Below are 18,965 nucleotides of genomic sequence, written 5' to 3'. Positions count from 1 at the left end.
GCAATCGTATCCCCACCTGCTGATCCAGCAACATGCCGACCAGCAGCGCGAACGGGTTGGCCTCCAGCAGCGCATCGGCCGCGGGGTCCTGGACTAACTGCAGCTTGGCCACTCCGCCAGTTTAGGACGTTCACCGCGGTCGCCTGACACGGCCACCTCCGCTGAGCAGGACCGATAGGCTGCAGAGATGCCGAGTTTCCCGGTCGACCTGCAGCGCCGCTCCAGAACCCGTCGCCAAGCGCCGGCCAGTGTCCCCCGGACGCTGGGACAGGAAGCCGACCTCGTGGCAGTGGACACCACCTGGGGGGAACTGCAGCCCCTGCACTGCGCTCCGGGCGTGGTGACCCTCGGTGAGCTCGAGTTGATCGAGGGGGTGCGCGACGGCGCGCTGCTCATCGACACCCGAAATCCCGATTCGAAGGGCGGCGTCACCATCCCGGGAGCGGTCGGCATCCCGCACGGTCAGATCAAGGACCGCAGAGCTGAACTGGATGCGTCGCGCCTGAACATCGGGTTCTGCAACGGTCCACAATGCCCACAGTCTCCCGATGCGATCCGCCAGCTCCTGGAGGCCGGCTTCCCGGCGTCGTCGCTGGCGTACTACCGTGGCGGGCTCCATGACTGGGTGACCCTCGCCATGCCCACCGAACCGGTTGACTGACCGCGAGCCCGACGCCTGAACGCGGCGAACTGCGATAGCGCGGGAACTACTGGCCGGGTCCCATCGGACCAAATCCCATGCCGCCGTGCATACCGGGGTGCATGGGCAGGCCGCAGCTGCTGCGCAGATCCTGCATCGGGCGGTGAATGTCCCGCAGCGCGGCCGCCACGTCGGGATGTGCGCCGGTGTAGGCCTCGATCACGTCGTGGCGCTCCTGGGGTGTCGCCCGGCCCCGGGCGTCGGCGAACACCTGCTCGACGTCCGGATGCGAGTCCAGATAGTCGGCCATCTGGTTCATGGTCGCGGCGTGTGCCCGCATCAGCGCCGCCGGGCTGCACTGATCGGGAGCAGGCTGGGCCTGCGCCACGCCCGCGGCCGCGAGCGCCATCGAGCCGGCCACTCCGACGGCCGCCAGCAACCGCGGTGCGCGCGCAACCGAAAGTCGTTGTCCCGCTGTCATCGATCCTCCTTGTTCATAACCACTACCTTCTGGAACTCAGTTTTCCGGCGGACCCGGGGTTCAAACGCGGCTCAACCGGACTCGGCGGGATGGCCGGCCCGGATCCACCCTTTGGTACCCCCGGCGACGGACACGGCGCGGCGTCCGGACTCCTCGAGAATCTCCGCTCCTCGCTTGCTGCGGTTCCCCGACGCGCAGATGACATAGACGGTCGCATCGGAGGGCACCTCTGCCACCCGTGCGGGCAGGTCCGCCAGCGGAATCCACTGCGCGCCCGGGACGTGCGCCTGGACGAATTCGTGATCCTCACGCACATCCAGAACGGGCGCACCGGATTCCCAGGCCGGCGCGAAGGTGGCGATGTCGACTTCCTGCACGGGTGCCATGGCGACTCCTCTGGTCGGATCGAGGCGAATGACAAATTCTTTCCGGTCCGGTCGAGGGTACCAAATATACCCACAGGGGTATAGGGCCGCCAGCCGATCGTCGCCGGAGTGTCGACACCGATCCGACGCGCCCGGACTCGTGTGTCCCGGTGCACGGCTTTCCCGCCGCAACGACCACGGTGCCCCCGGTGGGAGCTCTAAGGTGAGTCCACCCGCACGCGAGGAGCTAAACCATGTCCGGCGAGCTCGCGGTCGCCCTGACCACCGCGTTGATTGTCGTGGCCATCGCCGCGGTGGTGCTCGCCCTGCGGACCCGGCGGGTGGTGACCACCCCGACCGAACGCGCCGTGCACACCGCGCTGCACACCGCGTCGCAGGCCGCACGCGCGCTGCGGCAGGGCCTCGACGCCGGGTCCGCCCACACCGCCGCCCCGTTCCTGCGCTCGCTGACCGGCACCGACGGACTGGCGCTGTTCGACGCCGACGCCACGATGCTGGCCCGCGATCCCGACGACGCGTCGTTCTGGGACGACGTCGGCGACGCGTGCGCCGCCGCCCGCGAATCCCTCACAGCACAGCGCCGGGTGATGACGCACGCGAACGCCTGCGCGGTGATCGCGCAGCCGCTGCTGACCGAAGCCGGTGACCAGCCGGGGGTGCTGGTGGTGGTCACCACCCGCTCCCCCGCACCCGGGATGCTCGGCGCAGTCGGCGAGGTCGCCCGCTACGCGGCGGGCCAGATCGAGCTCGCCGAACTCGACGCGTCCCGCGCCCGACTGGACCGCGCCGAGGTGTTGGCACTGCGAGCCCAGATCAGCCCGCACTTCATCTACAACGCGCTCAACACCATCGCCTCGTTCGTGCGCACCGACCCCGACCGGGCCCGGGAACTGATCCTCGAGTTCGCCGACTTCACCCGCTACTCGTTCCGCGCGGCCGGCCAGTACACCACCCTGGCCGAGGAGTTGCGCAACATCGACCGCTATCTGACGCTGGAGCGCGCCCGCTTCGGCTCCGCGCTCACCGTCACCCTGCAGGTGGCCCCGGAGGTGCTCAACGTCGTCGTGCCGTTCCTGGCGCTGCAGCCGTTGGTGGAAAACGCTGTGCGCCATGGCTTTGCGGGGCGCCGCAGCGGATCGATCGAGCTGATCGCGCGCGACGAGGGGTCGGACTGCGTGATCACCGTCGAAGACGACGGCGTCGGCATGGACCCCGACGCGTTGCGCGCCGGCCCCGGCGACGCGCTGGCCGACGGCACCACCGAAGGGTCGTCGGCCCATGTCGGACTGACCAATGTCGACCATCGCCTGCGCGCGGCCTTCGGCAACGATTACGGTCTGGTGGTCGAGACGGCGATCGGGGCAGGCACGAAAGTGGTGATGCGGGTGCCGAAGTTCCGGTCGGGGGTGCGGGCCGGCGGAGCAGCGTTCGGAGGGGGCAGCCAGTGACCAGACCGCTGACGGTGCTCGCCGTCGACGATGAGGTCCCCGCGCTCGACGAGCTGGCCTACCTGCTCGACCGGCACCCCGACATCGGCGAGGTGCTGCGCGCCGGAGACGCGACATCGGCACTGCGCGAACTCAATCAGCGTCCGATCGAGGCGGTGTTCCTCGACATCAACATGCCCGGGCTGACCGGTATCGAGCTGGCCGGGGTGCTGGCCAACTTCTCCCAGCGCCCCGCGGTGGTGTTCGTGACCGCCCACGACGACAAGGCGGTCGCGGCGTTCGACGTCGGCGCCGTCGACTACCTGCTCAAGCCCATCCGCGAGGACCGACTCGACCAGGCGGTGCGCCGGGTGCTCAGCGCCCGCGCCACACCGGCTCCCGAGGACGCACCCGTCACCGCCGATCCCGGAACGGACTCCGATGTGATCCCGGCCGAGCTCGGCGGGGTCACCCATCTGGTGCCGCGCGACAGCATCGGATGGGTCGAAGCCGAAGGCGACTACGCGCGGCTGCACGCCGCATCGGGGTCGCATCTGGTGCGCATCCCGCTGAGCACCCTGGAAACCCGTTGGCACAACCACGGTTTCCAACGCGTCCACCGCTCCTATCTGGTCGCGCTGCGGCTGGTGACCGGGCTGCGCAACGCCGACGGCGGCATGCTGGTCCGGCTGCGAGCCAACGGCGCCTCGCCCGCCGTCGAATTACCGGTCAGCCGCCGTCAGGCCCGCGAGCTGCGGGATCGGCTGGTGCGCAACCCGATGCGCAACCTACGACCGGACGGAACCCAGGGTGACTGACGCCGAGCGGCCCCAGCGGCAACGAGTCGTGCTCGCCCACCGCCGCGGCGCGCGGATGGTGCGCACCCGCGTCGAGGTCCAGGAGCAGACCGCCGTCGGCGACGCGCTGGTGCGCGGCCTGGTCCGGGCCCAACTCGGCCTGGCGCTGCGACTCGGGGCGGTGGCGGTCTGCCTACTCGGCGCGGTCCCGTTGCTCAACGCCGCGTTTCCCGGCCTAGCCGCGCTGACAGCCTTCGGCGTGCGGCTGAACTGGTTGGTGCTGGTCGTGTTGGCCTACCCGCTGCTCTACGGACTGGGATGGTTCTACGTGCGGGCCGCCGAACAGAGCGAACGCGACTTCGTCGGCGTCATCGACTCCGAGCCGTGACCGGTTCGCCGCTGACCGCCGCCGCGCTGCTGGCCGCAGCGGTGGCCACCGTGGCCATCGGCGCCTACGGCGTCCGGTTCTCGCGCACCACGTCGGACTTCCTGGTCGCCTCGCGCACCGTCGGGGCGCGGTGGAATGCCGCCGCGGTGTCCGGCGAATACCTCTCGGCCGCGTCCTTTCTCGGTGTTGCCGGGTTGATCGCCAAGTACGGCGCCGACGCGCTGTGGTATCCGGTCGGCTTCACCGCCGGATACCTGGGGCTGCTGCTGCTGGTGGCCGCCCCGCTGCGGCGCTCCGGGGCCTACACCGTGCCCGACTTCGCCGAGTTCCGGTTGGGGTCGCGGCGGCTGCGCAAGGTCGCAATGCTGGTGGTCGTCGCGGTGTGCATCTTCTACCTGGTGCCGCAGTACCAGGGCGCCGGGCTCGCCCTGAAAGCGCTGCTGGGGATGCCCCTGTGGGTGGGTCCGTTGGCCGTCGGCGCGATCGTGGTCACCAATGTGGTGGCGGGCGGCATGCGGTCGATCACCTTCGTGCAGGCCTTCCAGTACTGGCTCAAGCTCACCGCGGTCGCGATTCCGGCCCTGGCGCTGGCCACGGTGTTCTTCGCCGACCGGCCCGGCGAGCTGGGCGGGCCGCTGCCGCCGACGGTGCAGCAGGACACCACGGTGACCATCGAAACCGATGTGGTGGTGCAGGTCGGCGTCCCAGCCGGGGTCACCGTGACCGGAACACTGGACGGCCGACCGGTCGACGCCACCCCCATCGGATCGGCCGGTGAGCACCACCTGGGCGAGGGCAGCATCCTGAATCTGGCGGCCGGGGCGGCGACTCCGGTGGTCACCGGCGCCCCGGACACCGGGACGGAATGGATCGCCTCCGGCAGCGGGCTCGGCGGCCCCCATCCGCTGTTTCAGGTGCTGTCGATCATCGTCGCGACCTTCCTGGGCACCATGGGCCTACCGCATGTGCTGGTGCGCTTTTACACCAATCCCGACGGGCAGGCCGCGCGGCGCACGGCCTTGGCGGTGATCGCGTTGCTGTCGCTGTTCTACCTGTTCCCGACCTTGCTCGGGGTGTTCTCGCGCCTCTACGTGCCGCAACTGCTGATCACCGACACCGCCGATGCCGCCGTGCTGCTGGCCCCGGGCGCGGTGATCGCCGGACCGGTCGGCCAACTGCTCGGCGCGCTCGCGGCCGCCGGCGCGATCGCGGCGTTCCTGGCCACGTCGTCGGGGCTGCTGGTCAGCTTCGCCGGCGCACTGGCCACCGACGTACTGCGCGGCCGGGTGCGGGATTTCCGGCTCGCCGCGGTGATCGGCGGCTTGTTGCCGATCCCATTGGCGCTCAACGTATCCGGCGACCTGGAACTGTCACGCAGCGTGGGGCTGGCGTTCGCGGTGGCCGCCTCCACGCTCTGCCCGCTCCTGGTGCTCGGCATCTGGTGGCGCGGCCTGACCGCGGCGGGCGCGATCGCGGGCCTCTCGGTCGGCGGTCTGTTGTCGGCCGGCGCGGTGACGGTCGCGGTGGCCGGCGGAATCGACGACACGGTCGGCGCCGGCTGGCCGGCCGTGCTGATCGGCTACCCCGCCGCGGTCAGCGTGCCGGTGGCCTTCGCGACGATGATCGTGGTGAGCCGACTCACCCGGGCCGCCGTCCCGGCCGACGTCGCGCAGATCTTCGCCCGCATGCACGTGCCCGAGCACTTCGGCATGGGGATCGAGCGGCTGCCCCAGGACACCTCGGGCCGCACCGCTCGTCGTCGCTGACCGACCGCTCACCGCAGCACGCCCCGGCCTCACCGTGTCAGGTCCATCAGCCCTGGGTATGTGATCTGCATCTCAGTTAGGTTGCCCGTAGTGCCACTTCACCGACCCTTGCCGGTCGCACAAGCAGTCAGGAGCGTGACGGTGTCCGAGACACATCTTCCCATTCGCCCGGAAGCGATAAGTGGCGAACGCTATCTCGAAGTCCAGGCCAGCCCCGAGTTCCAGGAACTGCGGCACCGGTTGCGGCGGTTCGTCTTCCCGATGACAGCGGTGTTCCTGATCTGGTACGGCACCTACGTGCTGCTGGGTGCGTTCGCCACCGACTTCATGGCCATCCGCGTCTGGGGCGACATCAACGTCGGCCTACTCATCGGGCTGGGCCAGTTCGTCTCGACGTTCCTGATCACCGCGCTCTACGTCCGGTTCGCCAACCGTGAACTCGACCCGCGCGCCGAGGCCATCCGCACCCAACTCGAGAGTGAGCTGAAATGACCACCCTGATGGCGCAATCCGAGACCGTCGGCAACCCGGTGGCCAACATCGGCATCTTCAGCCTGTTCGTCGTGGTGACCATGATCGTGGTGATCCGGGCCAGCAAGCGCAACGCCACCGCCGCGGAGTTCTTCACCGGGGGCCGCGGCTTCTCGGGACCGCAGAACGGCATCGCGATCGCCGGTGACTACTTGTCGGCGGCCAGCTTCCTGGGCATCGCCGGCGCGATCGCCGTCTACGGCTACGACGGCTTCCTGTATTCGATCGGCTTCCTGGTGGCCTGGCTGGTCGCCCTGCTGCTGGTCGCCGAATTACTGCGCAACACAGGCAAATTCACCATGGCCGATGTGCTGAGCTTCCGACTCAAGCAGCGGCCGGTCCGGTTGGCCGCGGCCACCAACACGCTGACGGTCTCGCTGTTCTACCTGCTGGCGCAGATGGCCGGCGCCGGTGGTCTGGTGGCGCTGCTGCTCAACATCAACAGTCGCGCCGGACAGTCGGTCGTGATCGCGGTGGTCGGTGTGCTGATGATCCTCTATGTGCTCGTCGGCGGCATGAAGGGCACCACCTGGGTACAGATCATCAAGGCCGTGCTGCTGATCGCCGGTGCCGGCTTCATGACGATCGCGGTGCTGGCCAAGTTCGGGCTGAACTTCTCGGAGATCCTCGGCTCGGCACAGTCGGCGATCAGCGGTGCGACCACCGCCGGGGTGGCCGACCGCGACGTGCTGGCCCCCGGCGCGCAGTACGGCGGATCGCTGACCTCGCAGATCAACTTCATCTCACTGGCCCTGGCTCTGGTGCTCGGCACCGCCGGCCTGCCGCACGTGCTGATGCGGTTCTACACCGTGCCCACGGCCAAAGAAGCACGGCGCAGCGTCGTCTGGGCGATCGCGCTGATCGGCGCGTTCTACCTGTTCACCCTGGTGCTCGGCTACGGTGCCGCGGCCCTGGTCGGACCGGACCGCATCCTCGGCGCAGCGGGCGGCGTCAACTCGGCGGCACCGCTGCTGGCCTTCGAGCTCGGCGGAGTCATCCTGCTGGGCGTCATCTCCGCGGTGGCCTTCGCGACCATCCTCGCCGTGGTGGCCGGGCTGACCATCACCGCGTCGGCGTCGTTCGCCCACGACATCTATGCCAGCGTGATGAAGTCCCACCAGGTGACCGAGGCCGAGCAGGTCCGCGTCTCGCGGATCACCGCCGTGGTGCTGGGGGTGTTGGCGATCGGGCTGGGCATCCTGGCCAACGGCCAGAACATCGCGTTCCTGGTCGCACTGGCGTTCGCGGTGGCCGCGGCGGCCAATCTGCCGACCATCGTGTACTCGCTGTACTGGAAACGGTTCAACACCCGCGGCGCGCTGTGGAGCATGTACGGCGGGCTGATCTCGACCATCGTGCTGATCGTCTTCTCCCCCGCGGTGTCGGGTTCGCCGACGGCGATGATCCCCGGCGCGGACTTCGCGTGGTTCCCGCTGGCCAACCCGGGCATCGTGTCCATCCCGCTGGCGTTCATCCTCGGCATCGTCGGCACCCTCACCTCGCCCGACGACGAAGACCCGAAGGTCGCGGCGGAGATGGAGGTGCGGTCGCTGACCGGGATCGGCGCCGAGAAGGCGGTCGCGCACTAGTCCCCCGCGCCGGCACTATCCCGCCGGAGTCGCGTTCGGAGCGGATTTCCTGGAGGAAGCCGCGCGGGACGCGACTTCGGCGCTGTGCGGGCGGGACCGATCAGCCGCTCTTGCGCCGGAACTCGCGGCGGTTCTCCACCGGGCCGTGCGCACGCGGCTGCGGCCCGGCACCGCCGGCGCGGCCGGACGTGCTGACCGACTTGGCGTTCTTGCGCTCCAGCGCTTCGCGGAACCGGCGCTTGGTGTCGTCGTCCGACGGGTCCTGCGCGTTCGATGCCATGGTGGGAGCTTATCGGTGTCAGCGCCGTCCCGGCGGCATGCCGTAAACATGGGTGATCGGCAGCGTCATCAGCACCCGCCGGTCATCGACCATCGCACGGCGGTAGTCCGCCCAGTCGGGATGCTCGCCGGCCAGACTGCGGTACAGCGCGATCAGACCCTCGACGGTGTCGTCGTGCGGGTCGGCAGCCGGCGGGGACAGCACCGCGTCCCCTTCGGCGACCGCGTAGGCCCAGCCGTCGTCGGAGCTCACATGGATGGCCGCGCGCGGGTCCCGCCGCAGATTGCGGGTCTTGGCCCGGGGTTCGGCGATCGACACCGAGATCGTCAGCGCGCGGGGGTCGAAGTGGTACGACACGTTGGACAACTGCGGCCTGCCGTCGCGTTTCAGCGTGGCCAGCACACCGAGCGTGTTGCCCGCGAGCAACGCCAGCAGCTTGTCGTCGAAGGCATCACGCGTCATGGCATGAGCCTACGTGGACGGCGCTTCTGGGATGATCGAACAGATGCGCCGATTCAATACCGCGGCGGTGCCGCGGTGACCCGCTATGTCGCGTTCCTGCGCGGAGTCAACGTCGGCGGCGTCAACCTCAAGATGGCCGATGTCGCCCGGGTGCTCGAACAGGCCGGGTTCGAGCACGTGACGACGGTGTTGGCCAGCGGCAACGTGCTGCTCGAAAGCCCCCGGACGGCCGCGGCCGTCCGCGCGGCGGCCGAGCAGGCCCTGCGCGACGAATTCGGTTACCCGGCGTGGGTTCTGGTCTACGACCGCGACACCGTGGCCGCGATCTCGGCGGACTACCCGTTCGAGCGCGAAGTCGACGGACACCACTCCTACGTGACGTTCGTCAGCGACGACACGGTGTTGCGCGAGCTGGCGGCGCTGGCCGCCGACCCCGGCCCGGACGAGAGAATCCAACCCGGCGCGGGCGTCCTCTACTGGCAGGTGCCGCGCTCGGCGACACTCGGCAGCGCGATCGGGAAGACCATGGGCAAGGCCCGCTACAAGTCCTCGACGACCACCCGCAATCTGCGCACCCTCGACAAGGTGCTGCGCGCCTGACCACGAAAGGGTCCCGATGCCCGACAAACACACCGTCGATCTGACCGGAGTCTCGGAGACGGCGTTGATGACGTTGAAGGTGCGCGCCACCGAGGCGGCCCGGCCGGACGGCCTGATCGACGACCCGATGGCCGTCGCGCTCGTCGACTCCATCGACTACGACTTCGCCAAGTTCGGCTTCACCCGGCGCCAGGACATGGCCGTGCGCGCCAAACTGTTCGACAGGTACACCCGGCGCTACCTCGTCGACCACCCTCACGCCACCGTGGTCGCCCTGGCCGAGGGTCTGCAGACCAGTTTCTACCGCCTCGACGCCCGCGGGCCGGGCCCGGACGTCGGTCACGACTTCCGCTGGCTGACCGTCGACCTCCCCCCGATGATCGAGCTGCGACGCAAGCTGCTGCCGGAGTCGGACCGCGTGCAGATGTGCGGGCAGTCGGCGCTGGACTTCAGCTGGATGGACCGGGTCGACTCGAGCGAGGGCGTGTTCATCACCGCCGAGGGCCTCCTGATGTACCTGCAGCCCGCCGACTCGATGGCGCTGATCCGGGCCTGCGCGAAGCGTTTTCCCGGCGGCCAGATGATCTTCGATCTGCCGCCGTCGGCGTTCGCGCCGCTCGCGCGCCGCGGCATGCGCACCTCCCTGCGCTACCAGGTGCCGCCCATGCCGTTCACCCTGTCGGTGGCCGAGGCCGCCGACCTGGTCAACACCGTCGACGGGGTGCGCGCCGTGCACGATCTGCCGATCGAACGCGCCCGCGGGCGCCTGCTCAACGGTCTGATCTGGGCCGCGCAGCGGGTACCCCTGCTGGATCCGATCCGGCCGCTGACCCTGCTGCTCGAGTTCGGCTGATCCGGACTCAGCCGAAGGCCGCCTCGACGTAGCGCAGCGCCTCGCCCTTGCCGACGCCCAGTGCCCGCGCCGCCGACACATAGGTGTGGGCGGCGGTCGCCATCGCGGCGTCCGCCGGGTCCGACCGGGCCACGAAGGTGCCGAAGCGCCCCCTGGTCTCCAGAATCCCGGCGGCTTCCAATTCCCGGTACGCGCGCGCCACGGTGTTCACGGCCAGGTCCAACTGACTCGCCAGCTCCCGCACCGTCGGCAACCGGGTGCCGGCGGCGAGCTGGCCGTCCCGGATCCCCCCGATGATCTGCGTGCGCAGCTGGTCGAACAATGGCCTGGCCCCGTGCGGATCCACGCGTACCCAATCCCCCAAATCGGCCACGTGCCCAGTATCACCCACACCGGCTAGTTTGGTGGGATGCGGGTGACGGTGTTCAGCGGCGCAGGGATCTCGGCCGAGAGCGGGGTGCCGACCTTCCGCGACGCCGAAACCGGACTGTGGGCCAAGGTCGACCCGTACGAGATCTCGAGCTCCGAGGGCTGGCGCGCGCACCCGGACAAGGTGTGGGCCTGGTATCTGTGGCGCCACCACATGATGGGGGCCGTCGCTCCCAACGAAGGGCACCGCGCGGTCGCGGCGTGGGAGGACCACGCCGAGGTGCACGTCGTCACCCAGAACGTCGACAATCTCCACGAGCGCGCCGGGAGCCGCAACGTCCACCACGTGCACGGCAGCCTGTTCGAATTCCATTGCGACCGTTGCGGAACCGAGTATGCGGGTCCGATTCCGGACATGCCGGAACCGGTCGAGTCGGTGCAGCCGCCCCGCTGCGTCTGCGGCGGGCTGATCCGGCCCAACGTCGTCTGGTTCGGCGAGCCGTTGCCCGACGACGCCTGGGAACAGTCGCTGGAGGCCGTTGTGCACGCCGATCTGCTGGTGGTGGTGGGGACGTCGTCGGTGGTCTACCCCGCCGCCGGGCTGCCCGAGCTGGCGGTGGCCCACGGCACCCCGGTCATCGAGGTCAACCCGGAGCCCACCCCACTGTCGGCCAGCGCCACGGTGTCCCTGCGGGAGAAGGCCGCCAGCGCACTGCCCGGGCTGCTGCAGCGTCTGCCGTCCTTGTTCGACTGACCCTCGGCCCAGCCGCTACGACCGCACCGCGACCCCGATCGCGAACTCCGCCACCGGCAGCGGTACCCACTTCGGGAAGGTCCATTCCCGGCGTGCGTCGCTGACGGTGAAGCCGGCGTTCTCGATGGTCCGCTCGGTGTGGCGGTGGGTGTGACAGTTGCCCAGCAGTTTCGGCCACACCGTCGCATCGGCGACCTTCTGCAGCCGGGCCCGGGCACCGGTGCCGGCGACGTGCTCGAGGTAGCGCAGCTCCCCACCGGGGCGCAGCATCGCGCGCAGCGAGCGCACGACCTGGTCGGGATCGTCGACCGAGCACAACACCAGCGAGCACACCACCGCGTCGAACGGTCGGGTGTCGGTGAACTGTTCGACGGTGTCGGTGGTGACGGTGACCGGCACGTTCGCCTGTGCGGCAGCCTCTTTGGCGTGCTCGGCGAGCCGGATCTCCGGCTCCACGGCGACCACCTCGGTGACGGTGTCGGGATAGAACTCGAAATTGGTGCCGGTTCCGACGCCCACCTCCAGTACCCGTCCGGTCAGGCCGGCCAGGTTCTGCCGGCGCAACCGGCGCAGCGACTCCGGTTCCCGGGTGGACATCACGGTCCACAACCGGGCGAAGAACGGGTTGTCAACGGTTTCGTTCATCGGCGACCTCCTTGAGCCAACTGACGATTTCGTACGGGGTATCGGTGTCGCGGAAGCCCCGCGAGACGACGTGACCGCTGCACACCGCGCGCATCACCCGGTCGGTGAGTTCCTCGGGATCCCCCCAGGGCAGGTAGGGCCGGGAGATGACCAGCGCGACGATGCCGTGCACGGCTGTCCACAGTTCCAGCGCCAGCATGGTGGAATCCCCGGGGGGATAGATGCCGTCGGCGATCAGCGCTTCCACCGCGGCGCGCAGGTGCACGAACGCCGAGCTGTTCAAGGCGATATCGACCTCACTGCCGGGGCGGCCCTGCTCCATCGTCGCGATCCGGTACAGCTCGGGGTTCTGCAGCGCGAACCGGACGTAGGCCAGCCCCTGGGCGCGCAGCACATCGATCGGCGAGGACCCGGCATCGACTGCGGCGGCCTGCATTTCGTCGTGGAGTTTCTCGAAGTAGCGGCTGCACACCGCTTCCAGCAGGGCGTCCTTGTCGGCGAAATGCAGATAGATCGACGGTGGGGTGACCCCGACCCGCTGGGCCACCGATCGGATGGGCATCGCCTTGGCATCCCCGGATTCGAGCAGCAGTTCGGTAGCGGCGTCGAGGATCTCCTCACGCAACTGCTCCCCCGAGCCCCGCGGGGCCCGGCGGCGACGCAGCGGCTCGACACTCACCGGTCACCGCTCCACCCCGCGGCGACCGGCTCGGCCGGAGGCGGTGCGACGTCATCGGCGGTCTCGCGCAACCCGAAGCGGGCGTGCAGGCGGGCCAGGGGTGCGGGCGCCCACCAGTTCCAGCGGCCCAGTACGTGCATGAAGGCCGGCACCAACATCATGCGCACCAGCGTGGCGTCGACGAGGATCGCCAGGGTCAGGCCGACCCCGAACATTCGCATGAACGCGACTTCAGCGGTGATCAACGCCGCGAACGAGATCGTCATCACCAGCGCGGCCGCGGTGATCACGCGGCCGGTCCGGGCCAGTCCGAGCGCGACGCTCTCGTCGTTGTCGACAGAGGTGACGCTGTCGCCGCGGCGCGCCGAGGCATCCAGCCAGTACTCCCGGATCCGCGACAGCAGGAACACCTCGTAGTCCATCGACAGCCCGAACGCGATGCAGAACAGCAGCACCGGCATGGTGGCGACCAGGGTGCCGGTGGGCGTGGTGCCCAGCGCGCCCAGATGGCCCTCCTGAAAGACCCAGACCAGCGCGCCGAAGGCCGCGGTCAGCGACAATACATTGAGCACCAGCGCTTTCAGCGGGAGTACCACACTGCCGGTCAACAGGAACAGCAGCACGAAGGTGATGGCCGCGATCACTGTCAGCACCAGCGGCAGCCGGGAGGTGATGGCATCCGAGCTGTCGCGGTTGATCTGCGCCAGGCCCGTCAACAACACCTCGCGATCGTCGGGCGCAGTGACCGCGTGCAGGTCGTCGAGCTGCCTCTCGGACGCGTCGGAGAACAGCGGCGCGGTGCTTGCCACCGTGAGAAACGCGCTGCCGCCGGCGAACCCGGCCGGCGCGGCCGGCGGTCCGGCCCGTACTCCGTCGACGAACGCCCCGGTCGGCGCCGACACCGACGCCACGTCGTCGACGCGCGACAACTCCGCGGCGTAGGTGTCCAGCGCGGCCGGGGTCAGCCCGTCGGCGTCGGGCAGCACGATCTCCACGTTGCCGGCCGAGTCGACGGCGAAGTTCTGCCGGAGGTCGTCGCCGACCGTTCGCGCCGAGGCTGTCGTCGGCAGCACTCGGTCGTCGGGGAATCCCCAGTTCGCGCCCAGGAACGGCACGCCCAGCACCAGCAGCCCGGTGACGACCACCACGCCGATCGGAATCGCCCGGCGCATCACGAATTTCGTGGTGCGGTACCAGAACGTCTGCTCGATCGGCTTGGGCACCGGGTCGGGGCGGCGGAGCAGCCGGCGCCCGAGCTTGCGGACGTCGAGCGAGTCGAGCCGGTCGCCGGCCAGCACGATCGCGGCCGGGGCCACCACGATGGCTGCGGCCGCCGCGAACGTCACCACCGCGATGCCGGCGTACGCGAACGACTTCAGGAAGTACATCGGGAACAGCACCATCGCCACCATCGACAGCGCCACCGTCAGCGCCGAGAACAACACCGTGCGGCCGGCCGTCGTCATCGTGCGCACCAACGCTTGCCTGGGCGCGACACCGTCACCGAGTTCATCGCGGTAGCGACTGATGATCAACAGCGTGTAGTCGATCGCCAACGCCAAGCCCATCGCGATGGACAGGTTCAACGCGAAGATCGACACGTCGGTGACCATCGTGACGGCCCGCAGCACCGCCATCGAACCCAGGATCGCCAGCGCGCCGACCGCCAACGGCAGGGCCGCGGCCAGCAGCCCGCCGAACACCCACACCAGCACCACGAAGCTCAGCGGGATCGCGATCATCTCCATCTGCAGCAGATCCTTCTCGCTCTGCGAGTTGATCTGCACGTAGGTCATGGCGACGCCGCCGGCCCGCACGGTGACACCGTCGCGGTCGAAGACCAGTTCGTCGGTCAGTTCTTTGGCGTGCTTCTGTGCGTCACTCTCGCCGCCGGTGATGCCGGCGACTATCAGACCGGTGCGCTGGTCGTCGCTGACCAGCGCCGACGCGGCTGCCGGTGGTGCGGTCCACGCCGAGGTGACATCGGCGACGTGCGGAGAATTGGCGAGGCGGGCGGCGATCTCGGTGCCGACGGCTCGAGCCTGGGCCGAGTCGGCGCCCTGAGCCGGGTCCTGCGGCGTCAGCGCGAGGATCAGCTCCATGTCGCCCTTGTCGAAATTCTCGACCAGGATCTCGGTGGCCCGCGCCGACTCCGACGTCGGGTCCTGGAAACCGCCGGCCGACAGGTGCTGGGCGACCGGCCCGCCGAACACCCCGCAGGCCACCATGATCAGGAGTGCGGCGAGCAGAACACGGCGCGGCGCCGCGAGGGCCAGCAGTGCAATGCGGTGCAGCATCGGCCACCCTTTCACTGAGTTACCGACGGTAAGTTATCAACGGTAACCTGACGGGTCAATGCTGCGCCGCGATGAGTTTCGGTGGCGGGGCTGGTCTGTTCGGGCATGAACAGCAACCGCACCGCGGGCGCCTCCAGCGCCGTACCATCAGCAACCGTGTCCTCCCCCGTGTCCCCTCCGGCCCAGCTCCTGACGGGTGCGACCGCTTCACCCCGCGCGGTGAGCATCGGCCTGCTGATCCTCCGTCTGGCCGTCGGCGCAGCGATCCTGCAGGCCGGGCTGATCAAGGCGTTCGACTTCTCCACCACCGTCGGTTTCATGGCCGAGGCCGGCTGGCGCCTGCCCGGTCTGGCGGCGTTCATGGTCACCGCGGCCGAGACGCTCGGCGGGGTCGGGCTGCTGCTCGGCGCACTCACCCCGCTGGCGGCCTGTGCGGTGCTCAGCGCGATGCTGTGCGCGTGGGCGGTCAACGTCTCCGGCGCAGCGTTCTGGTCCGAGCCGTTCAACGTTCCGTTTCTCATCGGCCTCGGCGCGGCGGCGCTGTTGTTCACCGGCGCCGGCGCCTACGCGGTAGACCGTCGGCTATCTGCGCGGTTGTCTCCGACACCGCGGATGTCGGTGCTGCTGCTGGCCGTGGCCGTCGGCGCGGCGGTGGTGACCTGGATCGCGCTCTACGGCGTCAACCCGATCCATTTCACCAACCCGGCGAGTTGATGACTACCGGCCGGTAGGGCCTCGAGGCCGCCCGTACCTACCCGTCAGTAAGAATTGCCACTGTTTTCCGATACGTGGCTCACTGATTCCTTAAAGCCGGTGGTTACTTTTCAGTACATGTGGATCGACGACACCAGTGCTGATGTCATCAAGGTTGATTTCGACGCGCTCTACCACGGCGATGTCCTGGTCGAGGGTGTGACCTCCGAGCAGCTCGACGACGATACGGCGCTGCCCACCGCCGTGTGACACGCGCGCGCCCTCCCGGGCGCGCGTCGCGGTTCCCTCTGTTTGCCTGCCGCCCGGGCACGATCGCCGATGTCGATGTGCCCGGGCTGCAGCGTCTCTACGGCCTAGACCGCCGCGCGTGCCGGCACAACCATCTCCGCCAGCCGGCCGGTGATCAGGTCCTCGGCCTCACCGACCATCCGCGACACCAGGTCGCCGACCGTGGGAATGTCGTTGATCAGGCCCATCGCGGTACCCACGGTCCAGATGCCGGCGTCGATGTCGCCGTCGTCGAACACCTTGCGCCCGCGCACGCCCGCCACCAGATCCTTGACGTCCTCGAACTGGCCGCCGTTCTTGAGGATCTGCACCACCTCGCGTGACACCTCGTTGGAGGCCACCCGCGCGGTGTTGTGCAGGCTACGGAAGATCAACTCCGTGCCGCGCTCGTCCCCGGCGACGATCGCCTCCTTGACGTTCTGATGGATGCACGACTCCACGGTGCACATGAACCGGGACCCCATGTTGATGCCGTCGGCGCCCAGTGCCAGCGCGGCGACCAGGCCGCGCGCGTCGGCGAATCCGCCGGAGGCGATCATCGGGATCTCGATCTTGTCCGCTGCGGCCGGGATCAACACCAGGCCCGGGATGTCGTCCTCGCCGGGGTGGCCGGCGCACTCGAACCCGTCGATGCTGATGCCGTCCACGCCCAGGCTCTGCGCCTTGACGGCATGCCGCACCGACGTGCACTTGTGCAGCACCTTGATGCCGTTGTCGTGGAACATCGGCAAATGCGGCGCCGGGTTGGAACCCGCCGTCTCGACGATCTTGATGCCGGCGTCGACGATGACCTGCCGGTACTCGTCATACGGCGGCGGGTTGATCGCCGGCAGGATGGTCAGGTTGACCCCGAACGGCTTGTCGGTCAGGTCCCGGGTGCGGGCGATCTCGTTGGCCAGGTCCGCGGGCCTCGGCTGGGTCAGCGCGGTGATGAACCCGAGCGCTCCCGCATTCGCCACGGCAGCAACCAGTTCCGCGCGGCCGACCCACTGCATGCCGCCCTGGGCGATCGGGTGCTCGACTCCGAACGTCTCGGTGAACTTCGTTGTGATCATGCGGACCCTCTCCTGTCTTGTCTGCTCTTCGCGCAAGCGCTCATCGCGGGGCCATACGGATCGCGCCGTCCAGGCGGATCGTCTCACCGTTGAGCATCGGGTTCTCCACGATGTGCACGGCCAGCGCGCCGTACTCGTCGGGGTCACCCAGGCGCGCCGGATGCGGCACCTGCTTGCCCAGCGAGGCCTGCGCCTCCTCGGGCAGCGAGCCCAGCAGCGGGGTTTTGAACAGACCCGGCGCGATCGTGCAGACGCGGATCAGCTCACGGGACAGGTCACGCGCGACCGGCAGCGTCATGCCGACCACACCGCCCTTGGATGCCGAGTACGCGGCCTGGCCGATCTGCCCTTCGAACGCGGCCACCGACGCGGTGTTGACGATGACGCCGCGCTCGCCGTTGATGGGCTCGGTCTTGGCGATGCGTTCGGCGGCCAACCGCAGCACGTTGAACGTGCCGATCAGGTTGACCTCGATGACCTTGCGGAAGCCGTCGAGCGGGAACGGGCCGTCCTTGCTCAGCGTCTTGATCGCGTTGCCGATGCCGGCGCAGTTGACGTTGATGCGCAGCGGGCCGAACTCCTCGGCGGCGTCCAGCGCGGCTTTCACCTGCTCTTCGTCGACGACGTTGGCCTCGACGAACTTGGCGCGGGGGCCGAGCTCGGAGACGACGTCGGCACCCTTGAGGTCGATCACCACGACCGAGGCTCCCCGGTCGAGCAGGCGCTTGGTCGTCGCCAACCCGAGTCCGGAGGCACCTCCGGTGACGACGGCGGCGGCGTCTTTGATCTCCACGAATTCGTTCCTTTCTTCGTCGGTCTTCGTCGGTTAAATCCAGTCCCGCAGGACGTCTTCGGTGTCAGCGCCCGGCACTCCGGGTTCTTTCGGGGCGGCCGGAGCGGTCCGCGAGAACCGCGGCGCCGGCGCCGGGAAGAGGTAGCCCCGCTCCTCGTAGAACGTGTCGCGCTCGGTGATGTGGGACTCGGACTCGACCTCGGCGAACGACAGCACCGGTGTCACGCAGGCGTCGGTGCCGGCGAAGACCTTCGTCCAGTGATCGCGGTCGTGGGCGGCGAAGGCCTCGGTGAACGCGGCGCGCAGCTCCGGCCAGCGGCTCATGTCGTTCTGGTCGGGCAGCTCGGCCGTGTCCAACCCCAGGCCGGTGAGCACCTGGGCGTAGAACTGCGGCTCGATGGCGCCGACCGCGACATACCGGCCGTCGGCGCACTCATAGGTGTCGTAATACGGGGCGCCGGTGTCGAGCATGTTGACCCCACGCTCGTCGCTCCACATCCCCATCGCGCGGAAGGCCCACATCATCATCGACAGGACGCTGGCGCCGTCGACCATGGCGGCGTCGATCACCTGGCCCTTGCCGGAGCGTTCCCGCTCCCACAGCGCCGCGAGGACGCCGACGAGCAGGAACATCGACCCGCCGCCGAAGTCGCCGACCAGGTTCAGCGGCGGTACCGGGCGCTGGCCGGTGCGTCCGATCGCATGCAGCGCGCCGGTCAACGAGATGTAGTTGATGTCATGGCCGGCCTGCTGGGCGCGCGGCCCGGTCTGGCCCCACCCGGTCATGCGCCCGTAGATGAGGCGTTCGTTGACCTTCGCGCAGTCCTCGGGTCCCAGCCCGAGCCGCTCGGTGACGCCCGGGCGGAAGCCCTCGATCAGCACGTCGGCCTTCGCGACCAGCCGGAGCACCAGCTCGCGACCCTCGTCGCTCTTCAGGTCGGCGGCCACCGAACGCCGGTTCCGCAGCAGGTAGTCGCTGCCGGGCTTGGTCGGCGGGCCCGCGGGTTTCGGCCGCTCGATGCGGACGACGTCGGCGCCCAGATCGCCGAGAATCATCGCTGCGTGCGGACCCGGGCCGATACCGGCCAGCTCCACGACACGCAGTCCTTGCAGTGGTCCAGCCATGCGTGACCGCCCTTCACCAGATCGTTCGGTTGACCGCCGACATAGC

At 69.2% G+C, this 18,965-nt stretch carries 23 protein-coding genes and 1 pseudogene; 12 read left to right on the top strand and 12 right to left on the bottom strand.

The annotated features are described in order from the left end of the window. Positions 1-13 precede the first annotated feature (13 nt). A pseudogene (locus G6N31_RS00780) lies at positions 14-112 on the bottom strand (HhH-GPD-type base excision DNA repair protein); the annotation flags it as partial. A 75-nt stretch (positions 113-187) separates the two neighbouring features. On the opposite strand from G6N31_RS00780, the gene G6N31_RS00775 reads away from it, so the two are divergent. Continuing rightward, positions 188-661, top strand: a complete 474-nt coding sequence (locus tag G6N31_RS00775) for a rhodanese-like domain-containing protein (RefSeq protein ID WP_098003923.1) — start codon at positions 188-190, stop codon at positions 659-661. A gap of 46 nt (positions 662-707) precedes the next feature. On the opposite strand, the gene G6N31_RS00770 is transcribed toward G6N31_RS00775, so the two are convergent. Continuing rightward, positions 708-1,121, bottom strand: coding sequence for a hemophore-related protein (locus G6N31_RS00770; protein ID WP_098003924.1), 414 nt, complete (start codon positions 1,119-1,121; stop codon positions 708-710). Positions 1,122-1,192: 71 nt separating this feature from the next. Further along, complete coding sequence (locus G6N31_RS00765) at positions 1,193-1,507, bottom strand: rhodanese-like domain-containing protein (protein WP_179964247.1); 315 nt, start codon at positions 1,505-1,507, stop codon at positions 1,193-1,195. Positions 1,508-1,740: 233 nt separating this feature from the next. On the opposite strand from G6N31_RS00765, the gene G6N31_RS00760 reads away from it, so the two are divergent. From G6N31_RS00760 to G6N31_RS00735, 6 genes are all read left to right on the top strand, one after another. Beyond that, positions 1,741-2,955 carry a sensor histidine kinase gene (locus G6N31_RS00760; protein ID WP_098003925.1) on the top strand — a complete coding sequence of 405 codons (1,215 nt, stop codon included), beginning with the start codon at positions 1,741-1,743 and terminating at the stop codon, positions 2,953-2,955. Beyond that, positions 2,952-3,752, top strand: coding sequence for a LytR/AlgR family response regulator transcription factor (locus G6N31_RS00755; protein ID WP_098003926.1), 801 nt, complete (start codon positions 2,952-2,954; stop codon positions 3,750-3,752). Before G6N31_RS00760 ends, G6N31_RS00755 begins: the two co-directional genes overlap by 4 nt. Then, positions 3,745-4,119, top strand: a complete 375-nt coding sequence (locus tag G6N31_RS00750) for a hypothetical protein (protein ID WP_098003927.1) — start codon at positions 3,745-3,747, stop codon at positions 4,117-4,119. Before G6N31_RS00755 ends, G6N31_RS00750 begins: the two co-directional genes overlap by 8 nt. Continuing rightward, positions 4,116-5,885, top strand: coding sequence for a sodium/solute symporter (locus G6N31_RS00745; RefSeq protein ID WP_098003928.1), 1,770 nt, complete (start codon positions 4,116-4,118; stop codon positions 5,883-5,885). Before G6N31_RS00750 ends, G6N31_RS00745 begins: the two co-directional genes overlap by 4 nt. A gap of 141 nt (positions 5,886-6,026) precedes the next feature. Further along, complete coding sequence (locus G6N31_RS00740; RefSeq protein ID WP_098003975.1) at positions 6,027-6,377, top strand: DUF485 domain-containing protein; 351 nt, start codon at positions 6,027-6,029, stop codon at positions 6,375-6,377. After that, positions 6,374-8,005 carry a monocarboxylic acid transporter gene (locus G6N31_RS00735; RefSeq protein WP_098003929.1) on the top strand — a complete coding sequence of 544 codons (1,632 nt, stop codon included), beginning with the start codon at positions 6,374-6,376 and terminating at the stop codon, positions 8,003-8,005. Before G6N31_RS00740 ends, G6N31_RS00735 begins: the two co-directional genes overlap by 4 nt. Before the next feature lie 100 nt (positions 8,006-8,105). On the opposite strand, the gene G6N31_RS00730 is transcribed toward G6N31_RS00735, so the two are convergent. Beyond that, positions 8,106-8,285, bottom strand: coding sequence for a DUF5302 domain-containing protein (locus G6N31_RS00730; RefSeq protein WP_098003930.1), 180 nt, complete (start codon positions 8,283-8,285; stop codon positions 8,106-8,108). A gap of 18 nt (positions 8,286-8,303) precedes the next feature. Next, the gene (locus G6N31_RS00725; RefSeq protein WP_098003931.1) at positions 8,304-8,747 is read right to left on the bottom strand and encodes a PPOX class F420-dependent oxidoreductase; all 444 of its coding nucleotides are present in this window, start codon (positions 8,745-8,747) and stop codon (positions 8,304-8,306) included. Between the two features lie 75 nt (positions 8,748-8,822). Here G6N31_RS00725 and G6N31_RS00720 point away from each other — a divergent pair, with 75 nt between their 5' ends. Next, positions 8,823-9,347, top strand: a complete 525-nt coding sequence (locus G6N31_RS00720; RefSeq protein WP_098003932.1) for a DUF1697 domain-containing protein — start codon at positions 8,823-8,825, stop codon at positions 9,345-9,347. Positions 9,348-9,363: 16 nt separating this feature from the next. Beyond that, positions 9,364-10,200 (top strand): class I SAM-dependent methyltransferase, encoded by an 837-nt coding sequence (locus tag G6N31_RS00715; protein WP_098003933.1) that lies wholly within the window; start codon positions 9,364-9,366, stop codon positions 10,198-10,200. A 7-nt stretch (positions 10,201-10,207) separates the two neighbouring features. On the opposite strand, the gene G6N31_RS00710 is transcribed toward G6N31_RS00715, so the two are convergent. Then, the gene (locus G6N31_RS00710) at positions 10,208-10,573 is read right to left on the bottom strand and encodes an Rv1152 family transcriptional regulator (RefSeq protein ID WP_098003934.1); all 366 of its coding nucleotides are present in this window, start codon (positions 10,571-10,573) and stop codon (positions 10,208-10,210) included. Positions 10,574-10,609: 36 nt separating this feature from the next. Here G6N31_RS00710 and G6N31_RS00705 point away from each other — a divergent pair, with 36 nt between their 5' ends. Beyond that, positions 10,610-11,323: an NAD-dependent deacylase gene (locus G6N31_RS00705; protein ID WP_098003935.1), complete on the top strand. Its 714-nt coding sequence runs from the start codon at positions 10,610-10,612 to the stop codon at positions 11,321-11,323. A gap of 15 nt (positions 11,324-11,338) precedes the next feature. Here G6N31_RS00705 and G6N31_RS00700 read toward each other — a convergent pair whose 3' ends face one another. From G6N31_RS00700 to G6N31_RS00690, 3 genes are read right to left on the bottom strand one after another with little or no spacing between them, the layout of a single operon-like run. After that, the gene (locus G6N31_RS00700) at positions 11,339-11,968 is read right to left on the bottom strand and encodes a class I SAM-dependent methyltransferase (RefSeq protein WP_098003936.1); all 630 of its coding nucleotides are present in this window, start codon (positions 11,966-11,968) and stop codon (positions 11,339-11,341) included. Then, positions 11,952-12,647, bottom strand: a complete 696-nt coding sequence (locus G6N31_RS00695) for a TetR/AcrR family transcriptional regulator (RefSeq protein WP_098003937.1) — start codon at positions 12,645-12,647, stop codon at positions 11,952-11,954. Before G6N31_RS00695 ends, G6N31_RS00700 begins: the two co-directional genes overlap by 17 nt. Then, positions 12,644-14,944 (bottom strand): MMPL family transporter, encoded by a 2,301-nt coding sequence (locus G6N31_RS00690; protein WP_098003938.1) that lies wholly within the window; start codon positions 14,942-14,944, stop codon positions 12,644-12,646. Before G6N31_RS00690 ends, G6N31_RS00695 begins: the two co-directional genes overlap by 4 nt. A gap of 156 nt (positions 14,945-15,100) precedes the next feature. Here G6N31_RS00690 and G6N31_RS00685 point away from each other — a divergent pair, with 156 nt between their 5' ends. Continuing rightward, complete coding sequence (locus G6N31_RS00685) at positions 15,101-15,658, top strand: DoxX family protein (RefSeq protein ID WP_234815341.1); 558 nt, start codon at positions 15,101-15,103, stop codon at positions 15,656-15,658. Between the two features lie 117 nt (positions 15,659-15,775). Next, positions 15,776-15,907, top strand: coding sequence for a hypothetical protein (locus G6N31_RS27625; protein ID WP_098003940.1), 132 nt, complete (start codon positions 15,776-15,778; stop codon positions 15,905-15,907). Between the two features lie 104 nt (positions 15,908-16,011). Here the strand turns inward: G6N31_RS27625 and G6N31_RS00680 are convergent, their stop codons facing one another. Genes G6N31_RS00680 through G6N31_RS00670 form a run of 3 tightly spaced genes read right to left on the bottom strand, consistent with a single transcriptional unit; the run spans position 16,012 to position 18,919 of the window. Further along, positions 16,012-17,001, bottom strand: a complete 990-nt coding sequence (locus G6N31_RS00680; protein WP_098003941.1) for an NAD(P)H-dependent flavin oxidoreductase — start codon at positions 16,999-17,001, stop codon at positions 16,012-16,014. 40 nt (positions 17,002-17,041) lie between these two features. Beyond that, positions 17,042-17,794 (bottom strand): 3-hydroxyacyl-CoA dehydrogenase, encoded by a 753-nt coding sequence (locus G6N31_RS00675; protein WP_098003942.1) that lies wholly within the window; start codon positions 17,792-17,794, stop codon positions 17,042-17,044. Positions 17,795-17,827: 33 nt separating this feature from the next. After that, a complete protein-coding gene (locus tag G6N31_RS00670; protein ID WP_098003943.1) occupies positions 17,828-18,919 on the bottom strand; it encodes a CaiB/BaiF CoA transferase family protein in 1,092 nt (363 codons plus the stop codon). Positions 18,920-18,965: the final 46 nt, after the last annotated feature.

Origin of the sequence: Mycolicibacterium duvalii (assembly GCF_010726645.1) — a bacterium.
In the GTDB taxonomy this organism is placed as follows: Bacteria; Actinomycetota; Actinomycetes; order Mycobacteriales; family Mycobacteriaceae; genus Mycobacterium; species Mycobacterium duvalii.
This window is presented reverse-complemented; position numbering and strand designations above follow the sequence as displayed.

Coding starts and splice junctions, on each gene's coding strand:
- G6N31_RS00775 (WP_098003923.1), top strand. CDS start 188: ATGCCGAGTTTCCCGGTCGACCTGCAGCGCCGCTCCAGAACCCGTCGC.
- G6N31_RS00770 (WP_098003924.1), bottom strand. CDS start 1,121: ATGACAGCGGGACAACGACTTTCGGTTGCGCGCGCACCGCGGTTGCTG.
- G6N31_RS00765 (WP_179964247.1), bottom strand. CDS start 1,507: ATGGCACCCGTGCAGGAAGTCGACATCGCCACCTTCGCGCCGGCCTGG.
- G6N31_RS00760 (WP_098003925.1), top strand. CDS start 1,741: ATGTCCGGCGAGCTCGCGGTCGCCCTGACCACCGCGTTGATTGTCGTG.
- G6N31_RS00735 (WP_098003929.1), top strand. CDS start 6,374: ATGACCACCCTGATGGCGCAATCCGAGACCGTCGGCAACCCGGTGGCC.
- G6N31_RS00730 (WP_098003930.1), bottom strand. CDS start 8,285: ATGGCATCGAACGCGCAGGACCCGTCGGACGACGACACCAAGCGCCGG.
- G6N31_RS00725 (WP_098003931.1), bottom strand. CDS start 8,747: ATGACGCGTGATGCCTTCGACGACAAGCTGCTGGCGTTGCTCGCGGGC.
- G6N31_RS00715 (WP_098003933.1), top strand. CDS start 9,364: ATGCCCGACAAACACACCGTCGATCTGACCGGAGTCTCGGAGACGGCG.
- G6N31_RS00705 (WP_098003935.1), top strand. CDS start 10,610: ATGCGGGTGACGGTGTTCAGCGGCGCAGGGATCTCGGCCGAGAGCGGG.
- G6N31_RS00700 (WP_098003936.1), bottom strand. CDS start 11,968: ATGAACGAAACCGTTGACAACCCGTTCTTCGCCCGGTTGTGGACCGTG.
- G6N31_RS00690 (WP_098003938.1), bottom strand. CDS start 14,944: ATGCTGCACCGCATTGCACTGCTGGCCCTCGCGGCGCCGCGCCGTGTT.
- G6N31_RS27625 (WP_098003940.1), top strand. CDS start 15,776: ATGTGGATCGACGACACCAGTGCTGATGTCATCAAGGTTGATTTCGAC.
- G6N31_RS00680 (WP_098003941.1), bottom strand. CDS start 17,001: ATGATCACAACGAAGTTCACCGAGACGTTCGGAGTCGAGCACCCGATC.
- G6N31_RS00670 (WP_098003943.1), bottom strand. CDS start 18,919: ATGGCTGGACCACTGCAAGGACTGCGTGTCGTGGAGCTGGCCGGTATC.